The following is a 19,658-nucleotide window of genomic DNA, read 5'->3' on the forward strand; positions in this document are numbered from 1 at the left end:
ACCCCGGCGCACGACCACGCATCGAAAGAGCCGCACGTGTCTGCTACCTACTCCGAACTCCGCGCCCAGCTGGCCACCCTCACCACCGAGGCCTTCCGCCCCGAACTCGCCGACATCGACCGGCTGCCGACCGCCGAGATCGCCGCGCTCATGAACGGCGAGGACCGGACCGTCCCCGCCGCCGTCGCCCGGCAGCTCCCCGCCATCGCCGCCGCGATCGACGCCACCGCCGAGCGCATGGCCCGCGGCGGACGCCTCCTCTACCTGGGCGCCGGCACCGCGGGACGGCTCGGCGTCCTCGACGCCAGCGAGTGCCCGCCCACCTTCAACACCGACCCGTCCCAGGTCGTCGGCCTCATCGCGGGCGGCCCCTCCGCCATGGTCAAGGCCGTCGAGGGCGCGGAGGACTCGAAGGAACTCGCCGCCGAGGACCTCACCGCGCTCGGCGTCACCGCCGACGACACCGTCGTCGGCATCTCCGCCTCCGGCCGTACCCCGTACGCCATCGGCGCCGTCGAGCACGCCCGCGCGCTCGGCGCCCTCACCATCGGCCTGTCCTGCAACGCGGACAGCGCGCTCGCCGCCGCCGCGGAGCACGGCATCGAGGTCGTCACGGGACCGGAGCTGCTCACCGGCTCGACCCGGCTCAAGGCGGGCACCGCCCAGAAACTCGTCCTCAACATGATCTCGACGATCACGATGATCCGGCTCGGCAAGACGTACGGGAACCTGATGGTCGACGTCCGCGCCTCCAACGACAAGCTCCAGGCCCGCTCGCGGCGGATCGTCGCCCTGGCCACCGGAGCGCCCGACGAGCAGATCGAGAGCGCGCTCGCCGCAGCCGACGGCGAGGTGAAGAACGCGATCCTCATGATCCTCGCCGACGTCGACGCCCCGACGGCCGCCGAACGGCTGACCACCTCCCGGGGCCGCCTGCGCGCGGCACTGCACCCGAAGACCGACTGAGCACCACCGACGCTCAGGGACCCACCGACGCTCACCGGCAGAGGACGTCCCCGTCCGGCCGTACGCCCTCCTTCAGGAAGCGGGTCACCGCCCGGTCCCCGCACGCGTTGCCGTTGCCGAGGTAGACGGCGTGACCGCCCCTGTCGACGGAGACGAGCCGGGCCCGCTCGCCGAGCGCCTCCCGCATCCGCAGCCCCTCGGCGTACGGCGTCGCCGGGTCGCGGAGGCTCTGGATCATCAGGACGTTGGACGGGCCTTCGTCGGTGATGCGGGTCGGCTTCTCCACCGCGCCGCCCTTCCAGAAGGCGCACGGCGTGATGTTCGCCGGCATCCCCGCCGTCAGCGGGTGACGGGCCCGGTCGGCCGCGACGGCCCGCTCGTACGCGGGGACGGAGGCGGGCCAGTCCACGTCGTTGCAGATCACGCCGACGCTCACCGTCGCCGCCTCGTCGGGCATCGGCCCGGTCAGCTCGGGCGGCAGCACCGGCACGCCCGCCGGGTCGAGGGCCTGCGACAGCAGACGGGCGAAGGACGCGAAGGACGCGTCGGAGTACAGCGCCTGCTGGAGGGCCTGGCGCAGGACCGTGCCCGTCAGCGGGACGCCGGGGGTCGCCGACGGGCGCGGCGCGCGGTCGAGCCGGGCCGCGAGGGACAGGAACAACGGCCTGACGTCCTGCGGGCGTTCCGCGAGCCGCAGCGCGGCGGGGCGGGCCGGGTCCGAGGCCCAGGCCGCGAAGTCGGGGAAGCGGTCCTCGGCGCCGCGCGCCATGTTCTCCAGCCAGCCCTGGGCCACGCGCTCCGGGTCGGGGTCGGCGCTGCTGTCGAGGACCCAGCGGTCGGTGCGCCCGGGGAACTTCTGCGCGTACACCGCCGCCACGTACGTCCCGTACGACACGCTCCACGCCGACAGCTTCCGCTCGCCGAGCGCCTGCCGCAGCCGGTCCAGGTCCCGCGCCTGGTTGGCCGTCGTCAGGCCGCGCAGCATCGCGCCGCCGTTGCGCCCGCACGCCTCCGCCATCCGGCGCGCCCGGGTCACGTTCTCCCCGGTGCCGCCGTCCGCGGCGGGCCAGGACCTCAGGGTCACCAGGCGCCGGTCGCCCTCGGCGAGCCCGCACCGCGCCTTCGCGGAACCGCCGACCCCGCGCGGGTCGAAGGCCACCAGGTGGTACGCCCCGTCCATCTCCGCCGCGAGCGCGGCCCCCTTCTGCGCGAGCCGCTGCACACCGGAACTCCCGGGCCCGCCGGGGATCACCATCAGCGTCCCGCGCCGCGCCCTGGACCCCTCGGCGGGCAGCCGGGAGACGGCGAGGCCGATCTGCTCGCCGTGGGGGTCGGCGTAGTCGAGGGGTACGGAGAGGGTGGCGCACCGCTGCCCGGGCAGCGGCTTCACGGCGGGGTCGCAGTCGCCCCACTCCAGACCGGCCGCGACGGCGGGGGCCGCGCCTCCGCCGGTGAGGGCGACGCCGGCGACGGCGGCGGCCGAGAGGACGAGCAGCAGGGCCTTGCGTCCACGGTTCGTTGTCATGCGGACAGCCTCCCGAACGGGCCGCCGCCACCCCATCCGGCAGGCACGCGGGTCGGGGGTGGGGCCAACCCCCATGCGGCTGATCGAGTTCCAGGACGGCGAGGGCCTGACAGCGGGAAGGCCACCGGCCGGAACACCCTGAGGGAACGCCGGAGGGCCCGGCCGTGACGGCCGGGCCCCCGGGGTGCGTCAGGCGTCAGTACAGCCCCTTGAAGGTGCTCCAGCCGCTCGCGCCGATCTGCGCCCGCGTGGCGTACGCACCCGTGCCCGTGCCGCTGTGCCGCCACAGCTTCCCGGTCGTGTCCCGCGCGACGAGATCCGCGCGGCCGTCGCCCGAGAGGTCGCCGACGCCCACGAGCGAGGAGTACCCGCCCCAGCCGCCGCCGACCTTCACGCGCGCGGTGACACCGCCGGTCGCGGTGCCGTAGTACCGCCACAGCACACCGGCCGCGTCCACGCCGAGCAGATCGCCGCGCCCGTCGCCGTTGAGGTCACCGGCGCCGACGATCCTCTTGTACAGCTTCCAGTTGCTGCCGATCTTCACGCGGGCCTTGACCCGGTGGTCGGCCGTGCCGCCGTAAAAATACATGTCGCCCGTCGAGGTCTGGCGGGCGATCAGGTCCGCGTACCCGTCACCGTTGACGTCACCCGGCGAGGTCAGCACGTCGTACTGGCCCCAGCCCGAGCCGACGAGCGTGTACGGAGAGGAGGCCGAGACCACCTTGCCGCACCCGGGCCGGTAGGCACGGAGCTGGTCACCGACGCGGACGTACACGTCGGCGCAGCGGTCGCCGTTCAGGTCGCCCATCGGCACGAGCACGGAGGTCGTCGCGAACTTCGTCCCCGTCCCGGCGATCCGCGCCGACACCGCGCCCGTACCGGTCCCCCGGTACATCGACACGAGGCCGGCCGTGTCCATCACCAGCAGATCACCGAAACCGTCGTCCCCGGCGAGATCGCGCCGCACGGCGGCCGCACCGGTCACGGAGAGCGCGCCGGAGGCGGTCAGGTCGGCCCCCTGCCCGTCGGCGGGCTTCACGGTCAGCGCCCAGGTGTGGGCCCCGTTGGCGACGAACCTGCCGGCGGCGTCCTTGCCGTCCCAGACGGGGGCGACGACGCCACGGCCCGTACCGGTGAGGGTGCGGACCGTCCTGCCGGTCGCCTTGTTCCTGAGCGCGAGCGACCAGAGGCCGGGCTTCGACAGCGTCCAACGCGGCTTCCAGGACGCGGACTTCACGTTCACCGACGTCGGCACTGCCGCGTCGAGGGCGGTCAGGCGGCTGGTGACACCGCCGAGACCGACGACGCGGATCGCCTGCCGGGAGTCGATGAAGGCGACGGCCCCGCCGAACCGGTCGATCGTCCAGCCCTGGCCGAAGTTGGGCACATCGCGTGCGACCTTTCCGACGGTACGCACGACGGGCGCGCCGGAGCGGACATCGATCACGCTCAACGGGTCGCCGTCGTTGCCGGTCTCGGTGTAGGCGAGGAAGCCGTCACCCAAGTGCGGCCGGGCGTACGGAGACAGCTGGAGGCGGACCGAGCTCTTCTTGTCCCGGTCGTACACGACAGCGGACGTGTTGTCGCCGCAGCGGGCGTAGATCCACTTGCCGGCGACGTCGAAGTCGAAGGTGCCGCAGTCGGTCCCGAGGTCCACCGTCGCGACGGTGGACCCGGTGCGCAGGTCGACCGCGGTGACGGTGTCGTTCGCCGTGGACGCCGTCCAGAGCCATGTGCCCCACAGGGCTTGGTTCGTGGTGCCGGAGACCGAGAGGACCTTGCCGGTCTCGATGTCCGCGACGACCGACTTGGTCTCGTAGTTCTCGTAGGCGAGGAAGTGCACATAGCGTCCGGCAGCGCTCATGAAGCGACCCGACGTGAGCTTGCGCGTGGTGTCAAGGGTGATCTTGCGGGTGGTCGCACCGGGCCCTGCGGTGGCCACGTACACCGTCGGCACGCAGTACGAGCAGGGCGGATTCCCCCGGGACGGCGGGAGGTCGTCCGCCCCGAGGGTGACGAGGCGGCCGTCTCCGGTGTCGGCCCAGCGGGCCCCGACGTACGACAGGCCGACCGGCTCGGCGCACGGCGAGGTGCCGGCGGAGGTCACGGCACAGCTCCAGACAGGGGTGGCCGTGCGCGGCTCGGTGAGGGACAGGTCGTACCCCTGGAGGGTGCGGTAGCCGTCCTCGTGCTCGGTCGTGACCCGGCCGTTCGTCATGGTCAGGCCGGTCCGCCGGACCGGCTGGGGCGGGGTGCTCAGGACCTGGCCGGTGACCGGCACGCCGGCGGCGTCCAGGGTGACGCGCCGTACACCCCAGTGGGTGGAGTCGGTGCCGCCCACGACGTACAGGGCGCCGTCCGAACCGGCCCTGAGGTCGGTGTCGGAGGCGGCGAAGACGCCCAGGTCACGGGTCGCGCCGCTGGTGAGCGAGGTGGCCTTGAGCGGACGGGACACGTGCAGGTCGTTGTAGTGGCCGACGATCCAGTCGCCGAGGAGGGCGAGGCGGCCGTCGAGACCGTGGGCGGAGTTCGGCAGCTTGACGGTCGTGCCGGGGCCCGCCGGGGTGGCACGGGGGACGACGAGCGCCTCCATCGTGCCGTACTCGCTGTAGACGGCGACGCGGTCGTCGCTGAGCGCTGCCTTCGGGTAGGCGGGGAGGCCGGGGCCGGCGGGCAGCGGGACGAGGACGCCGGTGGCGAAGTCGACCAGGCCGGCGGCCCGCACGCCGTCCGCCCGCGTGTAGCGGACGACAGCGCCCTCGGTGTCGAAGGCCAGGACCTCGGGACGGCCGGTGATCCGCTCGGTCGTGGTGACGTCGGCGTCCGCCGGTGCGCCACCTCCGAGGCCGAGGAGATGTAGGGTCACGGCGCCTTCGGCGTCCGCGCTGGAGCTGAGCAGCCGGTCCGTGCCGAAGGCCCGGAGCCAGGTGTGTCCCTCGGGACGCACGCGCGTGAGGGTCGTGCCGGTGGTCCAGTCGTGGACAGAGGCTTCGTCCGCGTCGCCGTGATAGCCGACGCACCCGAACCTGTCTCCGTGGAAGACCATCCTGTCGGTCGAGTCGCAGGCGTTGTGGGTGGCCACCCGCCCGTCCGTGAGGCTCTGCCAGCGCAGTCCCACGGCGGGGTCGGAGGTCTGGAGGCCCGTACCCGCGCCGAAGAGGGACTGGGGCGGTGGGCTGATGCTCGGCGGCGCGGCGATCGTCACCTCGTACGGCGAGGTGGAGGCGACGGCCGGGGCGGTCGTGAGGGCCGTGAGGCCGGTGATGCCGAGGGCCGCGCTCAGCGCGAGCGCGACAGCTCTTCGGACGGACAAGTACGTGTCCCCTCGTACGGGCGTGCGGCGGGTACGACGAGGGAGGGCGGGCGCGACAGGCAGGGCGGCAGGACGCGGAGTCGGCCGCGTCGGCCGGAGGCCGGCGGGACCCCCCCTGTCGGCAGCTGGATCGTACATTCACGCGATTCGCCGCGCCAGAAAATCGCGTCGCGGGCGGGGCCCGGGAAGGCCCCTCACCGGGCCTGGGGGCCGCCTTCCCACGTCCCGGACACCTGGTTCGACCTTCGGGGCCCGCCCCCAGGTCCGCAGGCCGTCCACCACCCCCAGAGCGATCCCGTACACCGCCTCTGACCTGGGCCTATACCCCAACTACCCTTATTCTTAGGGGACTCGAAGGGGAGAACCACAGTGAATCAGACCAACGGCCGCACCATCCGCACCGTCGACGACGTCCTCACCCTCCTCGACGGCCTCTTCGCCGCCCCCGGCGCCGACCGGTGGACCGAGGGCGGGGCCGACTGGTGGGACGGGTTCTACGCCGACCGGGACAGGCCCGTGCCGTTCTTCGTCGCCAAGCCGGACGAGAACCTCGTGTCGTACGTCGAGCGGGGCCTGCTCCCGGCCGGTGGCGGGCGGGTTCTCGACCTCGGCTGCGGGCCCGGCCGGAACAGCCTCTACCTCGCGTCGCTCGGCCACGACGTGGACGCCGTCGACCTCTCCCCCACCGCGATCCGCTGGGCCGGGGAACGGGCCCGGGACGCGGGCCTCGCCGGGAACATCCGGTTCACCTGCGGCGACGCCTTCCGGGGCGCCGTGCCGGACGGCCCGTACGACCTGGTCTACGACTCCGGCTGCTTCCACCACCTGCCCCCGCACCGCCGCGTCAGCCACCTCGCTCTCCTGGACCGCGTCCTCGCCCCCGGCGGCCACTTCGCGCTCACCGCGTTCGCGGCCGGCGAGGGCGGCATGGGCTCGGAGCTGCCGGACGCCGACCTCTACCGGAAGGGACATCTGGAGGGCGGGCTCGCGTACACCGACACCTCCCTCCGCGCGATCTTCGCCGACCTGACGGAGATCGAGCTGCGCCGCATGCGCGCCGAACCCGCCGACTCCCCCGCCTTCGGCGAACCCTTCCTCTGGACGGCCCTCTTCCACCGCCAGTGACCGGCCGAGGAGGCGAGCTCACATGCCCTTCACGTGCTCCGCCAGCCGGTCGTACTGCTCCCGCACCCCCGCCTCCATCCCCGCCGCCAGCGCCTGGTCCCTGATCTCGTTCGACGGCCAGAAGGACGTGCTGGTCAGAGCCGTGCCGCCGTCCGGGGTGGCGTCGAAGGTCAGGGTCACCCGGACCGGGCCCGCGTCCGGCATCTGCTCGAAGACCTCCGTGTAGTCGAGCCGCTCCACCGGGACGACGTCCTCGTACGTCCCCGAGAAGACGATCTCCTGCCCGTCGGGGGCGCGCTGGCCCCAGCGCCAGGTGCCGCCGGCCCGGAGGTCGATGTCGACGACCGTCGTGGTCAGGCCGGACACCCCGTACCACTCCCGTACGTGCCCGGGGACCGTCCACGCCTCCCAGACCCGGGCCGGCGGGGCGTCGAAGGTGCGGGTGATGACCATTTCGCGGTCGGCCGGTGTCGTCAGGAGGGTGACCATCGCCGTATCCCTTCACGGAGGGGCGATTCCAGGAGGGGGTGATTCCAGGATCACCCCGGCATCCGCGTAAAGCGAGTGAACACGTTCAAGTGCTGGGCGCTATGGTGCTCCCACGCGGCCGCCCCATTCCATCGCGCGCGCCGCCGTTCCGACCTGTGGGGGGTCCCTTTGCCGCGCTCAACGCGCAGGCTTCCGCACGCCTTCGTCCGTGCGGCCGCCGTCTTCGCTCTCTCGGCGGGCGTCATCGTGCCCGCCGTCGTCCACGCCCCGGCCGCGCACGCGGACTGGCAGGGCACGTCCGGCACCACGCTGGACGACGGACGCTACCGCCTGGCGCTGCCCGCCAGCGCCCTCTGGATCAAGGTCAGCGTGCTGGCCTCCACCGCCCCGGACGCCGCCGTCCTCGCCTCCACGGAGGCACTCACCTCGGACAACTACAGCAGTTGGACGACCGACGCGCCGATCGCCCTCCCCGAGGGCACCGCGCTCGGCGACTACCCGGTCCGGGTCGACTACCGGCTGCCCGGCGAGACCACCAAGCAGTGGACCGGCGGCACCTACGGCCACCGGCAGCACATCGGCGTCACCGGCCTGTCCTGGAACCGCCGCACCACCAGCTACGACCAGCGGCAGGCCGTGCTCTCCGGCACGACCACCCTGTGGAACCCGGCCACCGGCGCCCGCACCACCGCCCCCGAGGGCACGAAGGTGCAGGTGCAGCTGGACCTGTACGACGGCGACTCCCGTACCACCACCGCCACGGCCATCACCCGCGCCGACGGCACCTTCTCCCTGCCGGTGACGCCGAACGCCACGGTCAACAGCGGATCCGCGACCGTGGTCACCACCGGCACCGCCGACGACCCGGACGCCCCGGCCACCGTCCCGCACCTGGGCATCGAGGCGCTCGCCTACCGGATCAGCGCCGACGTGAACAAGTACCGCGTCCTCGCCGGTACGACCGTGCAGGTCACCGGCCACGTGGAGCGGTACACGGCCGGAGGCTGGAAGCCCTTCGCCGGCGCCCCCGTCGTCGCGACCGGCAGCGAGCCGGGCTACTACGACCGGACGGCCGTGAACGTGATCGGCGGCGCCACCTCCTCGGCGACCGGCACCTTCTCCTTCGCCGCGCGGGCGCAGTACAGCACCAGCGACGTCTTCACGTCCCTGCGGCCCTCGGTGTACTACCAGGACGGCCGCGCGTACGACCGGAGCGACATCGCCGTCCCGCAGCAGTTCTCGTACGCCCAGTACACGCTCACCCTCGACGAGTACGGGAACGTCGCCGCCAAGGGCATGGTCGGCACCAGCTACAACTGCGGCGACGGCCAGCCGGTGCAGCTCCAGGCCTCCGTCGACGGCGGACGCACCTGGCGCGTCCTGCGCTACGGAGGCACCGACTCCTCCTGCGCGTACAACCTGACCGCCCGGGTCGGCTTCGAGACCGCCCTGTACCGCGTCCACCACCCCGAGACGAACGAGTTCGTCTCCAAGACCGCCACGGCCCTGAAGCGGACCCGTCTGCACACCCGCTTCTCCGCCTTCACCATCAGCCCCACCCGGCCCGTGGTGAATGGGAAGATGACCGTCTCCGGCACCGTCCAGCGCATGGTCGGCGGCGTCTGGAAGCCGCTCGCCGGCGCCAAGCTGACCCTGGTCTACAAGCCCAGGGGCGAGAACCAGTGGTACTGGGTGAACCAGGGCGTCACCACCAACAGCTACGGCAACTTCAGCTACCGCGCCACCGCCTACGGAGACGGCTCCTGGGCCCTCTACCTCAACTCGACGGGCACCTACTACTACAGCGAGACGAATGCGAAGTACATCGATGCGCGCTGACCTCCGCCTCCCCCTGACGGCGGTCCTCACCGCCGCGGCCCTGGCCGTCACGACCGCGCCCGCCCAGGCCGACGGGACCGCGGCCGCCGACACGCCCGTCGGCATCGGCCGGGCCGTCACGGACGACACCCAGCGCGGCACCTTCCGGGTGACAGCGTGGACCGACGCGGCGCAGGCCAAGGTCACCGCCGTCTCGGCCCGGATCCGGCAGGGCGACACCGTCCTCGCCGACATCCCGGCGCTCACCCCGGCGCCCTCCTGGGACCCGGCACTCGTGAACACGTTCGTGCTGCCCGACGCGGCCACGCTGAGGCTCGCCGAGGACGGCGGCAGCATCCCGGCCCTCGGCACGTACGCCATCGACGTCACCGCCACCGACTCGCTCGGCAACAAGGAGACCCGCACCGACGCCGGACAGCTCGACTTCCGGCTGCGCCCGGAAGTCTCCGTCTTCACCCTCGGCAAGCCCACCTACGCCGACCGCAACGCCCGCCCCGCGGGCACGCTCGTCGGCATCCAGCCCGGCTCGGGCGACGTGGTGCCGCTCGCCGGCGAGACGGTCTCCATCCAGCGGATCGCCCCGGTGAAGACCCCCGCCCAGGAGGTGTTCACGGACGGTTCCGGCGGCTTCGCCGGGGCCCCGTACCCGATCACCACCACCGAGGAGTTCGACCACGGGAGCACCTTCGTGGCGACGTTCACGGGGGACTCCGCCGAGGTCCACGGCAGCACTCGGCAGTACCGCCAGGTCCACGAGTGGATCCCGCGCAAGGTGCTCGTCACGGCCGCGTCCGACAAGAGGCGGGCACTCAACGGCGAGACCGTCACGATCAGCGGCCGGATGACCGACCCGGCGGCCGGGAACGCGCCGGTCCCGAACCACCCGGTCCGGGTGCGCCTCGGCGCCCCCCGGTACGGCATCGGCACGCCCGTCACCGTCCTCACGGGTGCGGACGGCCGGTACGTCGCGCGGCTCGTCGCCGCCTCGGGCAGGGAGGCGGGCGGCTGGACGGTCGACTCCCCCGACCGCTACCTGAGCTACGACCCCGTCTACGGGGCGCTCGCCATCCCCGTGGAGTCGCGTACCGACCTCACCTCCGTCGGCCTCTCCGCCGACGGCCGGGTCACGGTCTCCGGCACCTTCCGGGCCACGTACGAGAAGGACTACTTCCCGGCGACGCAGTACATCCTGCTCGAGCAGTCCGTCAGCGGCGGCTGGAAGCGGATCGCCACGGCGAGCGTGAACTCCGCCTACTACAACGAGTTCACGCTCTCGGCCGCGAGCCGGGGCGGCTGGTACCGCGTCCGGCACCTGACCACCGACCACTTCGCCGAGTCCGGCTCCGGCTCGTTCCGGCTCGTCCGCAACGACACCCGGATCGTCTCCCTGAACGCGGGCCCCGAGCCGGTCGTCAAGGGTGGGTACGTGACCGTCACCGGCGGGCTCCAGCACTACTGGGACGGGGCCTGGCGGGCGTACGGGAACGTCCCGGTCGTCGTGCAGTTCCAGCAGCGGGGCAGCACGACCTGGAAGCAGGTCGCGGCCGGCAGGACCGCCGCGAACGGCAAGGTCTCGCTCCGGGCGAAGGCCACCGCGGACGGCTCCTGGCGCATCCGCCACTACGGCGACCTCCGGCACTTCAGCACCCTGGCCTCGGCCGGCGGCGACTACGTCGACGTGCGCTGATCACTCTTCCGGCCACCCTTCCGGACAACGCCCGAGGGCGGCACCCCCTGGTGGGGGTGCCGCCCTCGTTCCGTTCTTCGCGTGCTGCGACGAACCACCGATCCCGGAGGATCAGAAGTCCATGTCACCGCCCGGCATGCCGCCGCCGGCCGGCGCGGACGCCTTCTCCGGCTTGTCGGCGATGACGGCCTCGGTGGTGAGGAACAGCGCGGCGATCGACGCGGCGTTCTGCAGCGCGGAGCGCGTGACCTTCGCCGGGTCGATGATGCCCTCGGCGATGAGGTCGACGTACTCGTTGGTCGCGGCGTTCAGGCCGTGGCCGACGGGCAGGTTGCGGACCTTCTCCGCCACGACGCCGCCCTCGAGGCCGGCGTTGATCGCGATCTGCTTCAGCGGGGCCTCGAGGGCCAGCTTCACGATGTTCGCGCCCGTGGCCTCGTCACCCGCGAGGTCGGCCTCGAGCTTCTCGAAGACCGAGGAGGCCTGGAGCAGGGCCACGCCACCGCCGGCGACGATGCCCTCCTCGACGGCCGCCTTCGCGTTGCGAACGGCGTCCTCGATGCGGTGCTTGCGCTCCTTGAGCTCGACCTCGGTGGCGGCACCGGCCTTGATGACCGCGACACCGCCGGCGAGCTTCGCCAGGCGCTCCTGCAGCTTCTCGCGGTCGTAGTCGCTGTCCGAGTTCTCGATCTCGGCGCGGATCTGGTTCACGCGACCGGCGACCTGCTCGCTGTCACCGGCACCGTCGACGATGGTGGTCTCGTCCTTGGTGATGACGACCTTGCGGGCGCGGCCCAGCAGGTCGAGGCCCGCGTTCTCCAGCTTCAGGCCGACCTCCTCGGAGATGACCGTGCCGCCGGTGAGGATGGCGATGTCGTTCAGCATGGCCTTGCGACGGTCGCCGAAGCCCGGGGCCTTCACCGCGACGGACTTGAAGGTGCCGCGGATCTTGTTGACGACCAGGGTCGACAGGGCCTCGCCCTCGACGTCCTCGGCGATGATCAGCAGCGGCTTGCCCGACTGCATGACCTTCTCCAGGAGCGGGAGCAGGTCCTTCACGGAGGAGATCTTGGAGTTGACGATCAGGAGGTACGGGTCGTCGAGCGACGCCTCCATACGCTCCATGTCGGTGGCGAAGTACGCCGAGATGTAGCCCTTGTCGAAGCGCATGCCCTCGGTGAGCTCGAGCTCGAGACCGAAGGTCTGCGACTCCTCGACGGTGATGACGCCTTCCTTGCCGACCTTGTCCATCGCCTCGGCGATGAGCTCGCCGATCTGGGTGTCGGCGGCGGAGATGGAGGCCGTCGAAGCGATCTGCTCCTTGGTCTCGACATCCTTCGCCTGCTCGAGGAGGGCGCCGGAGACGGCCTCGACGGCCTTCTCGATGCCGCGCTTGAGGGCCATCGGGTTGGCACCGGCGGCGACGTTGCGGAGGCCCTCGCGGACGAGCGCCTGGGCGAGCACGGTGGCGGTGGTCGTACCGTCGCCGGCGACGTCGTCCGTCTTCTTGGCGACTTCCTTGACCAGCTCGGCGCCGATCTTCTCGTACGGGTCCTCGAGCTCGATCTCCTTGGCGATGGAGACACCATCGTTGGTGATCGTGGGGGCGCCCCACTTCTTCTCGAGGACGACGTTGCGGCCCTTGGGGCCGAGGGTGACCTTGACGGCGTCAGCGAGCTGGTTCATGCCGCGCTCGAGACCGCGCCGGGCCTCCTCGTCGAACGCGATGATCTTGGCCATGTGAAGTGGTCCTCCCGGACATGGGGTGGATAACGCTCCAGGACCGCGCCGACGCCCGCGACGGACGGCCTCCGCAACTCCGCGTGGTTCCTTGCCCCACCCGGCCGGCGGCCTCGTCGTGCTCGATCCTCGTAGCACTCTCACCTTCCGAGTGCTAACGCCAATGATTAGCACTCGACCCATGCGAGTGCAAGCGACTCTCGATGATCGGGACGATGAGCGGGGCGCGGACCGAGTGACGTCCGAGCGCGGACCGAGCGGCTCCGGAAGGCGGACCGGACCGCGTCGGAACGCACGAGGGGCCCGCATCCCTCAGGGATGCGGGCCCCTCGACGGCGTTGCGTCGGTGGCCGATCGCGCCGCGCTCAGACGGCGAGCTTGACCATGTCCGCCTGCGGACCCTTCTGGCCCTGCGAGATCTCGAACTCGACTCGCTGTCCCTCTTCGAGGCTGCGGTAGCCATCCATCTGGATCGCGCTGTAGTGGACGAAAACATCCGCACCACCGTCGACCGCGATGAAGCCGTAGCCCTTCTCCGCGTTGAACCACTTGACGGTGCCCTGAGCCATGCCTAACTCCCCTATTACTGGCCCTTGCGCGGGACCGCACTTCGCGGACCCGGGTCAGACCCTGCGCCGGAACGCGTCGACCGCGGCTGAATGTATCTGCCCAACTGCCCTCTGCAACAGGTCATTCGAGCGAGAATTCTGGGCGCCGGAGAAAGGCGAATTGGGGATAATCCCCTGGATGACGGGGCAAGTCGGGCCCGGCAAAGCGCGCAGAAGGTACACAACACGCACGCACTTTGGCTGCTTCTTGTCGCGCGGCGACGCATTCTCATATGCGCCCGGCATGAGCAGCGGAGGGGACTTCCCCAACTCTACCGCGCTCAACCATACAGAATTACCCCTTCCGCTTTATGGCGCGGAAGGGGCAATTCAAGAAAGACGGGGCAGCTGGGACGACTCGGTCCCCGACGATCAGCCTCCGGCGACGGCCGGGATGATCGACACGCCGGCGCCGGCCGGGGTGGCCGTCTCCAGGCCCTGCTCGAAGCGCACGTCGTCGTCGTTCACGTAGACGTTGACGAAGCGGCGCAGCTTGCCCTGGTCGTCCAGGACGCGGGCGGCGATGCCCGTGTGGTTCTTCTCCAGGTCCGCGATGACCTCGGCGAGGGTCGCGCCCTCGGCCTGGACCTCGGACTGCCCGCCCGTGTAGGTGCGGAGGATGGTGGGGATGCGGACGTTCACGGCCATGTCTTCTTAACCTTTCAGAGCGCCAGGCCGGCGTCGCGGAACGCGTCCAGGCTCGGGCGGATGGTGACGGTCGCCTGAGAGGTGTCGGCCACCGCGTCCAGGGTCTTGAGTCCGTCGCCGGTGTTGAGGACGACGGTGGTGAGGTTCGGGTCGATCAGACCGTTCTCGATGAGCTTCTTCGCGACGCCGACGGTCACGCCGCCCGCGGTCTCGGCGAAGATGCCCTCGGTCCGCGCGAGGAGCTTGATCGCGTCCACGACCTGCTCGTCGTTGACGTCCTCCACGGCGCCGCCCGTCCGGCGGGCGATGTCGAGGACGTACGGGCCGTCGGCCGGGTTGCCGATCGCGAGCGACTTGGCGATCGTGTTCGGCTTCTGGGGGCGTACGACGTCGTGGCCGGCCTTGTAGGCGACGGAGACCGGGGAGCAGCCCTCGGCCTGGGCGCCGAAGATCTTGTACGGCCTGTCCTCGACGAGGCCCAGCTTGATGAGCTCCTGCAGGCCCTTGTCGATCTTCGTCAGCTGCGAACCGGAGGCGATCGGGATGACGAGCTGGTCGGGGATGACCCAGCCGAGCTGCTCGCAGATCTCGTACGCCAGCGTCTTGGAGCCCTCGCCGTAGTAGGGGCGGAGGTTGACGTTGACGAAGCCCCAGCCCTCGCCGAGCGGGTCGCCGATGAGCTCCGAGCAGAAGCGGTTGACGTCGTCGTAGTTGCCCTCGATGGCGACGAGGTCACCGCCGTAGACACCGGCCATGACGACCTTGCCCTGCTCCAGGTCGTGCGGGATGAACACGCAGGAGCGGAAGCCGGCGCGGGCGGCGGCGGCGCCGACGGCGCCGGCCAGGTTGCCGGTGGAGGAGCAGGAGAGGGTGGTGAAGCCGAAGGCGCGGGCGGCCTCGATGGCCTGGGCGACGACCCGGTCCTTGAAGGAGTGGGTCGGGTTGCCCGAGTCGTCCTTGATGAAGAACTTCCCGGGGGCGACACCGAGCTCGCGGCCGAGGTTGTCGGCCTGGACGAGCTTGGTCCAGCCCGGGTTCAGGTTCGGCTTGTCGGCGACGTCGGCGGGGACGGGCAGCAGGGGGGCGTAGCGCCAGATGTTGGCGGGGCCGGCCTCGATCTGCTTGCGCAGTGCCTCGGGGTCGCCGGTGGGGAGCTCGTACGCGACTTCGAGAGGTCCGAAGCAGAGTTCGCAGGCGAAGATCGGACCGAGTGCGAAGACTTCACCGCATTCGCGACAGGAAAGCCCGGACGCGGGACCGAGGTCGACGGTGGTGGCGGTGGTGTCGGTCTGTACAGCCATGGAGGCGAGGCCCTTTCTCCTCATCTTTCCCATGACGAATTTTTCGCCATGAGACGGATTTGGCACCTTCCCTAGCCGGTGGCCTCGCTGGAGGACGAGTTCCGACTGGAGGGTTGCCGGGGCTTCAACGGGCCGTTTCCCTCTGCCCCTCTGGATGAGCGGTATTCGATTGTGAAGCGCGGTGAAGTTCCTTGCGGACTTCGTTCCTGCGCTCCGGCGCGGGCGGCACCCCGACGTGCATCGGGCATCCGCGTTGTTCAAGACTGTAACCGAAGGCCCCGACGCTCGGACCGGCCGTCCGAACCGCGAGATGGAGATCACCACGTGCTGGAAGAGGTGGAGCGCTGGCTGGACCGGCGGTCCTGGTCGGTGGAGGACCGGCCGCTGGAGCGGATCCTCGCCGCGAAGCGTGCGACGAGGGTCAGCGTGGTGCTGCCCGCGCTGAACGAGGAGGCGACGGTCGGGGACATCGTCTCCGTGATCCGGCGCGAGCTGATGAGCGAGTCGGTGCCGCTCGTCGACGAGCTGGTGGTGATCGACTCGGGCTCCACGGACCGCACGGCGGAGGTGGCCGCGGCGGCCGGGGCGCGGGTGGTGGCACGGGACGCGATACTCCCCCGGATACCGGCGGTGCCGGGCAAGGGCGAGGTCCTGTGGCGGTCGCTGATGGTGACGAGCGGTGACGTGGTCTGCTTCGTGGACGCGGACCTGAGGGACTTCTCGGCGGACTTCGTGACGGGGATCGTGGGCCCGCTGCTCACCGACCCGGACGTCGACTTCGTGAAGGCGATGTACGACCGGCCCTTCGGGGACACTCCTGGTCAGGGCGGCAGGGTGACGGAACTGGTGGCCCGTCCCCTCCTCAACCTGCACTGGCCGCAGCTGGCCGGTTTCGTGCAGCCGCTTGGCGGTGAGTACGCGGCGCGGCGCTCGCTGCTCGAACGGCTGCCGTTCCCGGTCGGTTACGGAGTGGAGCTGGGGCTGCTCGTGGACGCCCTGCACACGGTGGGCCTCGACGCGCTCGCACAGGTGGACGTGGGCGTGCGCAAGCACCGGCACCAGGACGGGCAGGCGCTCGGCCGGATGGCGGCGGCGATCTACCGGACGGCGCAGCTGCGGCTTTCGCGCGGGCATCTGGTGCGGCCACTCCTGACGCAGTTCGAGCGGGGCGAGTCGGGGTTCACCCCGCGGACGTACGCGGTGGACACGGAGGAGCGGCCGCCGATGGCCGAGATCGCGGAGTACGCGCGCCGCCGCGTGGCGTAACGCCCCATGATGATCTGTTTTGCCTACATTTCCCTTTCATGGGCTTCAGATGTGTGGGCTTGAGACGGCATCACCCGGGCAGGGTGCTCGCGGCCATCGGGCTGATGGCGGGCTCGTTCGCGTCCGCCACGGCGGGAACGGCCGCGGCGGACGTGGTCGAGCCCTTCGGCAAGCGGTGGGAAGCGTCGCTGTACGGCGACTTCACCACGATCGGCACCACGGTCATGGGCTCCGAGCACGCCGATACGGCGGGCACCGGGGGCGCATACGGCTCACGCACCGGCCGCGTGGTGATCCCGGCGGGCGCCGAGGTCGCGTACGCCCGGCTCTTCTGGGGCGGCAACGACGGCACGTACACGGGCCCGGGCGGGGCGCCTCTCCGGCGCTGCGACCTCTCGGGCGCGGACGCCGCCCCGTCCCCCGGCGACCCCACGACGACCGCCCCGGTGATCCGGGTCGGCTCGGGTCCCGCGACCCCCGTCTCGATCGACAGCATGGTCGCCGACCCCGCCGACACCAGCGGCCCGCACTACTACACGGGCGAGTCCGACGTGACCGCCGCCTTCGCCGGCGTCTCGGGGACGGACGTCCCGGTGGCCGTCGACGGCCTCTGGGCGGCGCACGGCAGGGGCTGCGCGGCGGGCTGGTCCCTGACGGTCGTGCACAGGTTCCCCGGGCCTGACCCGGTCCGCGCCCCCGAACGCCGGAACGTCCAGGTCCACGGCGGCCACGTCCTCCAGCGCTCGACGTCCCCCGCCACCACGGTGACGGTCGGCGGCTTCCGGCGGGGTCCGGGCACGGTACGGGCGAGTGTGACCGCGTACGGGGGCGACCGGAACACCCCCGGGGACCGGCTCCTCGTCGACGGCAAGAACGTCACGGCGTCCGGCGCCGGCGACACCTTCGAGGTCCCCGCCGGCGCCCTCCCCCCGGGCGCGACCTCGGCGGACCTGACCTTCTCGACGAGCGGCGACACCTCCGTGCTGTCGGCCCTCGCCCTCTCCGTGCCGGTGCCCGCCCCGGAGACACCGCGCCCCCGGGAAACCCCGGTGACCGCCCCACCGAAACCGACGCCGACACCGACACCGCCGCCGCCGCCGACGCCGACGCCGACCCGAGCGGATCCCACGCCGACACCCACGCCCCCGGTGAACTCCGAAGCGGCCTTCCCCACGTTCCCCGCCTCCCCCGCGCCCCCGGCGCCCGGACCGCCCCGCGAAGGCGGCTCGATGGCCGAGACCGGCGGGAACGGCGAGCGGCTCTGGCTGCTTGGCGCCCTGGCACTCGCCCTCGCGGCGACGGGCCTGGTGGCGAAGGCGGCGATGCGCGGCAGACGCGACTGACGCGCGTGGCCCGCCCCGCCTGACCCATGGCTACGGGGCGTGGCCGGATCCCCCCGTCTCGTATACGTACGTTTGAGCGTTTACGGGACGGGCTAGGTTCGCCCCATGGCTACTGTGCTGGTCGCATCGAACCGGGGCCCCGTCTCGTACAAGCTCGGCGAGGGCGGTTCGCTCGACGCCCGCAGAGGCGGCGGCGGGCTCGTCTCCGGCCTGAGCGCCGTGTCCTCCCAGGACAGTCTGTGGGTGTGCGCGGCGCTCGGCGAGGGCGACCGGGAGGCGGTCAGGCGCGGGGTCGGCGAGCCGGGTGTACGGATGCTGGACATCGACCCGGACACGTACGCCGACGCGTACAACGGCATCGCGAACTCGGTGCTGTGGTTCCTCCACCACCACCTCTACGACATCCCGCGCGAGCCGGTCTTCGACGCGGAGTTCCGCCGCCGGTGGGGCGCGTACCGGGCGTACAACCGTGCCTTCGCGGAGGCGCTCGCGGCCGAGGCGGACGAGGGCGCGGCGGTCCTGGTGCAGGACTACCACCTGGCCCTGGTCCCGGGGCAGCTGCGGGAACTCCGCCCCGACCTGCGGATCGCCCACTTCACCCACACGCCGTGGGCGTCACCGGACTACCTGCGGATGCTCCCGGACGACATCCGCGAGGAACTGCTGTGGGGGATGCTCGGCGCCGACCGCCTGGGCTTCCACACGGAGGCGTGGGCCGCGTCGTTCCGGAGCTGCGCGGGCGCCGGAGGCGAGGGCGCGCGGGTCGCGGTGTACCCGCTGGGCGTCGACGCCGACGAGCTGCGGGCGCTCGCCCACCGGCCCGAGGTGGACGAACGGCTCGCGCGGCTCCGCGAGGAGGTCGGCGGCCGGAAGACCATCGTCCGGGTCGACCGCACGGAGCTGTCGAAGAACATCCTGCGCGGCCTGCTCGCCTACCGGGAGCTGCTCACGACCCACCCGGAGTGGCGCGACCGGGTCGTCCACCTGGCCTCGGCGTACCCGTCGCGCCAGGACCTGGAGTCGTACCGGACGTACACGGCCTCGGTGGCGGCCCTCGCGGACGAGATCAACGCCGAGTTCGGCACACCGGACTGGCGGCCGGTCCTGGTCTCCGTCCAGGACGACTTCCCCCGCTCCCTCGCCGCCTACCGCCTCGCGGACGTGGCCCTGGTCAACCCGGTGCGCGACGGCATGAACCTGGTCGCGAAGGAGATACCGGTGGTCTCGGAGGCGGGCTGCGCCCTGGTCCTCTCGACGGGCGCGGGCGCGTACGAGGAGCTGAAGGAGGACGCGCTCACGGTGAACCCGTACGACGTGTCGGAGACCGCCGAGGCCCTCCACACGGCCCTGTCGATGCCCCCGGCGGAACGAACGGACCGCACCAAACGCCTCGCGGCGGCCTCGACGTCCCTGCCCCCGCAGCGCTGGTTCCTCGACCAGCTGGAGGCGCTCAGGTCGTAGCGACCCGCTCCCTCCCCCACGTCGCCAGCGGTTCGAGGGCCTCGTTGAGGCGGATGCCGTCCTTCGTGAGGGCGTACTCCACGCGGGGCGGGACCTCGTCGTACGAGACGCGGTCCACGATGCCGTCCGCCTCCATCTCGCGGAGGTGGGAGGCGAGGACCTTCTCCGTGATGCCCGGGACCAGCCGGCGCAGTTCGCCGAAGCGGCGGTGCGGCTGCTCGTGGAGCGCCCAGAGGATGAGCACCTTCCACTTGCCGCCGATCACCTCCATCGCGGTGTCGATCCCGCAGACATGCCCGCCGTCCGCGCCCGGCCGGTTCAGCGTCGCCATGCGTCCCCCTCTGATC

The 19,658-nt window shown here is 71.8% G+C and carries 15 protein-coding genes and 1 riboswitch; of the genes, 7 read left to right on the plus strand and 8 right to left on the minus strand.

Annotation, left to right across the window (positions count from 1 at the left end):
• Positions 1 to 36 precede the first annotated feature (36 nt).
• Complete coding sequence (gene murQ, locus ACZ4VK_RS34165) at positions 37 to 966, plus strand: N-acetylmuramic acid 6-phosphate etherase (protein ID WP_468360998.1); 930 nt, start codon at positions 37 to 39, stop codon at positions 964 to 966.
• 31 nt (positions 967 to 997) lie between these two features.
• Here the strand turns inward: murQ and ACZ4VK_RS34170 are convergent, their stop codons facing one another.
• Together ACZ4VK_RS34170 and ACZ4VK_RS34175 are read right to left on the minus strand one after the other, a co-directional pair.
• On the minus strand, positions 998 to 2,491 hold the full coding sequence (locus ACZ4VK_RS34170) for an alpha/beta hydrolase (RefSeq protein WP_468361001.1): 1,494 nt from the start codon (positions 2,489 to 2,491) through the stop codon (positions 998 to 1,000).
• 196 nt (positions 2,492 to 2,687) lie between these two features.
• Positions 2,688 to 5,804 (minus strand): FG-GAP-like repeat-containing protein, encoded by a 3,117-nt coding sequence (locus tag ACZ4VK_RS34175; protein WP_468361004.1) that lies wholly within the window; start codon positions 5,802 to 5,804, stop codon positions 2,688 to 2,690.
• Positions 5,805 to 6,173: 369 nt separating this feature from the next.
• Here ACZ4VK_RS34175 and ACZ4VK_RS34180 point away from each other — a divergent pair, with 369 nt between their 5' ends.
• Positions 6,174 to 6,929 (plus strand): class I SAM-dependent methyltransferase, encoded by a 756-nt coding sequence (locus ACZ4VK_RS34180; RefSeq protein ID WP_468361007.1) that lies wholly within the window; start codon positions 6,174 to 6,176, stop codon positions 6,927 to 6,929.
• Positions 6,930 to 6,947: 18 nt separating this feature from the next.
• Here the strand turns inward: ACZ4VK_RS34180 and ACZ4VK_RS34185 are convergent, their stop codons facing one another.
• Entirely contained in the window at positions 6,948 to 7,418 is a 471-nt protein-coding gene (locus ACZ4VK_RS34185; RefSeq protein ID WP_468361010.1) for an SRPBCC domain-containing protein, read from the minus strand.
• 168 nt (positions 7,419 to 7,586) lie between these two features.
• Here ACZ4VK_RS34185 and ACZ4VK_RS34190 point away from each other — a divergent pair, with 168 nt between their 5' ends.
• Both ACZ4VK_RS34190 and ACZ4VK_RS34195 read left to right on the plus strand, forming a co-directional pair.
• Complete coding sequence (locus tag ACZ4VK_RS34190; protein ID WP_468361013.1) at positions 7,587 to 9,257, plus strand: hypothetical protein; 1,671 nt, start codon at positions 7,587 to 7,589, stop codon at positions 9,255 to 9,257.
• Positions 9,247 to 10,944: a hypothetical protein gene (locus tag ACZ4VK_RS34195; protein ID WP_468361016.1), complete on the plus strand. Its 1,698-nt coding sequence runs from the start codon at positions 9,247 to 9,249 to the stop codon at positions 10,942 to 10,944. Before ACZ4VK_RS34190 ends, ACZ4VK_RS34195 begins: the two co-directional genes overlap by 11 nt.
• 111 nt (positions 10,945 to 11,055) lie before the next feature.
• Here the strand turns inward: ACZ4VK_RS34195 and groL are convergent, their stop codons facing one another.
• From groL to thrC, 4 genes are all read right to left on the minus strand, one after another.
• A complete protein-coding gene (groL, locus tag ACZ4VK_RS34200; protein WP_317597853.1) occupies positions 11,056 to 12,684 on the minus strand; it encodes a chaperonin GroEL in 1,629 nt (542 codons plus the stop codon).
• Positions 12,685 to 13,049: 365 nt separating this feature from the next.
• On the minus strand, positions 13,050 to 13,253 hold the full coding sequence (locus ACZ4VK_RS34205; protein WP_015035246.1) for a cold-shock protein: 204 nt from the start codon (positions 13,251 to 13,253) through the stop codon (positions 13,050 to 13,052).
• A gap of 411 nt (positions 13,254 to 13,664) precedes the next feature.
• Entirely contained in the window at positions 13,665 to 13,940 is a 276-nt protein-coding gene (locus tag ACZ4VK_RS34210; RefSeq protein ID WP_055642141.1) for a MoaD/ThiS family protein, read from the minus strand.
• A gap of 14 nt (positions 13,941 to 13,954) precedes the next feature.
• Positions 13,955 to 15,274: a threonine synthase gene (gene thrC, locus ACZ4VK_RS34215; protein ID WP_468361021.1), complete on the minus strand. Its 1,320-nt coding sequence runs from the start codon at positions 15,272 to 15,274 to the stop codon at positions 13,955 to 13,957.
• A riboswitch (SAM riboswitch) is annotated at positions 15,259 to 15,402 on the minus strand. It overlaps the preceding gene by 16 nt.
• A gap of 163 nt (positions 15,403 to 15,565) precedes the next feature.
• Here thrC and ACZ4VK_RS34220 point away from each other — a divergent pair.
• From ACZ4VK_RS34220 to ACZ4VK_RS34230, 3 genes are all read left to right on the plus strand, one after another.
• Positions 15,566 to 16,507 carry a glucosyl-3-phosphoglycerate synthase gene (locus ACZ4VK_RS34220; RefSeq protein ID WP_468361024.1) on the plus strand — a complete coding sequence of 314 codons (942 nt, stop codon included), beginning with the start codon at positions 15,566 to 15,568 and terminating at the stop codon, positions 16,505 to 16,507.
• Positions 16,508 to 16,560: 53 nt separating this feature from the next.
• Positions 16,561 to 17,850, plus strand: a complete 1,290-nt coding sequence (locus ACZ4VK_RS34225; RefSeq protein WP_468361238.1) for a hypothetical protein — start codon at positions 16,561 to 16,563, stop codon at positions 17,848 to 17,850.
• Positions 17,851 to 17,955: 105 nt separating this feature from the next.
• On the plus strand, positions 17,956 to 19,311 hold the full coding sequence (locus ACZ4VK_RS34230) for an alpha,alpha-trehalose-phosphate synthase (UDP-forming) (RefSeq protein ID WP_468361028.1): 1,356 nt from the start codon (positions 17,956 to 17,958) through the stop codon (positions 19,309 to 19,311).
• On the opposite strand, the gene ACZ4VK_RS34235 is transcribed toward ACZ4VK_RS34230, so the two are convergent.
• A complete protein-coding gene (locus ACZ4VK_RS34235) occupies positions 19,301 to 19,642 on the minus strand; it encodes a winged helix-turn-helix transcriptional regulator (RefSeq protein ID WP_468361031.1) in 342 nt (113 codons plus the stop codon). The genes ACZ4VK_RS34230 and ACZ4VK_RS34235 overlap by 11 nt on opposite strands.
• Between the last annotated feature and the right edge of the window lie 16 nt (positions 19,643 to 19,658).

The sequence above is a fragment of the Streptomyces sp. NPDC028711 genome, from assembly GCF_055565415.1.